Source organism: Kitasatospora sp. NE20-6 (assembly GCF_045862635.1).
In genome coordinates, this window is the sequence record NZ_BPRL01000149.1 from 1 (window position 1) to 2,134 (window position 2,134).

Genomic DNA, 2,134 nt, shown 5'->3' on the forward strand with positions numbered 1-2,134 from the left:
CTTGTCCTGTGGGGGCGCGGGGCGGTCTCTAGCGTCGGCGAGGTGAGCCCGCCGACGGGTGCGGGTGTTGGTTGAGGGTGGGGTGGCGGGGTGCCGTCGTTGATGGCCGCGTTGGAGGCCAGGGAGAGCGCGTGTCGTTCCAGGGCTGAGAAGTTGCGGAAGCAGATCGCCGGGCTCTCTGAGGAGTTGTCCCGGGTGGAGGTCGAGCTCTCCCGGCTGCAGATCACCCGGGAGACGGTGAGAGCGGTGCTGGTGGAGGGTCCGCTCGCGGTCGCGGGTGACTCGGACGGGCCGGCGGGCCGGGGGCCGGAGGCGGGCGATGTGGCTGCGGCACTGCTGGCGGCGGAGGCGGTGGGCGATGTGGCGGTGATGTCGCCGGACTACCAGCGGATCATCGCGTTGTTCGCCACGACCGGAGCGGCGATGCGATGCAGGGAAGTGTGCGCGCAGTTGGGGCTGGAGACCGAGGCCCGCCACGTGGAGGGGATGCGCGCGAAGTTGAAGCGCCTGGTGGAGCAGGGGATCCTGGCCGAGACCGCGCCGGGGCTGTTCAAGGTCGACGGCCGGAAGCAGGGCTGGTGAGCCGGGCGGGGAACGCCGAGGACGAACTGGCGGTGACCGAGGCCGCGTTCGCGGCCTCTCGCGACCTTTTCGAGCGGGTGGCTGGGGATCTGGCCGGGCCGGATGCCGCCGCGTTGACGCATTCGGCCCTGGAGGACCTGCTGGCCGCACGGATGCGTGAGGTGACCCGGCAGCTGTTCCAGGACCATCTGGACCTGCGCGCGGTCCGTGAGGAGCGGGTCGGGGAGGTTGTTGATGCGGCCGGGGTCGGGCGGACCCGGATCGAGCGGGGCCGGGCGAGGATTCTGGCGACGGTGTTCGGGAAGGTCACCGCGACCCGGATCGCCTACCGGTCCAGGGGCGCGGTGGATCTGCACCCGGCGGACGCCGCCCTGAACATGCCCACGGTGATGCACAGCCTGGGACTGTCCAGGCTCGCCGCGGTCGAGTCCGCCCGCGGCTCGTTCGCCGAGGCCTGCGAGCGGGTCAACACGCTGACCGGGGCCGGGATCGGTCCCCGGCAGGTCCAGGAACTCGCCGTGGCCGCCGCGGCCGATATCGACGCCTACTACCGGGCCCTGGTGCCCGAACCGTGCACCGATGCCACGCTGCTGGTCCTGTCCACCGACGGCAAGGGCGTGGTGATACGGCCCGAAGCACTGCGCGAGGCCACCGCGAAAGCCGCCGCCGCCAAGAGCGGCAACAAGATGGCCACCCGGCTCGCGCCCGGGGAGAAGCACGGCCGCAGGCGCATGGCCACGCTGGGCACCGTCTACGACGCCGAACCCGCCCCGCGCACCGTCGACGACATCATCGCCGACCCCGTCGGGTCCCAGAGGGAGCGCAGGCCGGGGCCGAAGGCCAGGTCCAAGTGGCTGTGCGGCTCGGTGAACGACACCGCCGAACAGGTCATCGCCGCGGTGTTCGACCAGGCCGAGGCCCGCGACCCCGACCACCGCCGGACCTGGGTCGTCCTGGTCGACGGCGCCCGCCACCAGCTCGGCCTCATCCATGCCGAGGCAGCGCGCCGCAACGTCGCCGTGCACACCCTGATCGACATCATCCACGTGCTCGAATACCTGTGGGACGCCGCGCACTGCCTGCACCCGGCCGGGGACCGCGCGGCCGAGGCCTGGGTCGCCGCCCAGGCCCGCACCGTTCTGGCCGGCGAATCCGAGCAGGCGGCCGCCTCGATCACCGCAGCCGCCGATGCCGCCGAACTGCGGCCGGGCTCGCGCAAGGGCATCGACGACGCCGTCGGCTACCTGCGGAACAAGGCCGCCCACCTGCGATACGACACCGCGCTGCACGAAGGCTTCCCGATCGCCACGGGGATCATCGAAGGAGCATGCCGTCACCTGGTCAAGGACCGCCTCGACATCACAGGTGCCCGCTGGGGCCTGACCGGCGCCGAAGCCGTCCTGAAACTGCGTGCCCTGCGCAGCAACGGCGACTTCGACGCCTACTGGGCCTGGCACGAGAAGCAGGAGTTCACCCGCAACCACCAGGCCCGCTATCGCGACACGCTCATACCCGCAGCTTGATCACCAGAGCCCTCATTAGATCTGCACCC

The 2,134-nt window shown here is 71.6% G+C and carries 2 protein-coding genes; both read left to right on the plus strand.

Translation table 11 applies throughout. The annotated features are described in order from the left end of the window. Nucleotides 1-195 precede the first annotated feature (195 nt). Entirely contained in the window at nt 196-582 is a 387-nt protein-coding gene (locus SNE206_RS39855) for a hypothetical protein (protein ID WP_407918484.1), read from the plus strand. A 26-nt stretch (nt 583-608) separates the two neighbouring features. Then, nucleotides 609-2,105 carry an ISKra4 family transposase gene (locus tag SNE206_RS39860; RefSeq protein ID WP_407918485.1) on the plus strand — a complete coding sequence of 499 codons (1,497 nt, stop codon included), beginning with the start codon at nt 609-611 and terminating at the stop codon, nt 2,103-2,105. The last annotated feature ends 29 nt before the right edge of the window (nt 2,106-2,134 follow it).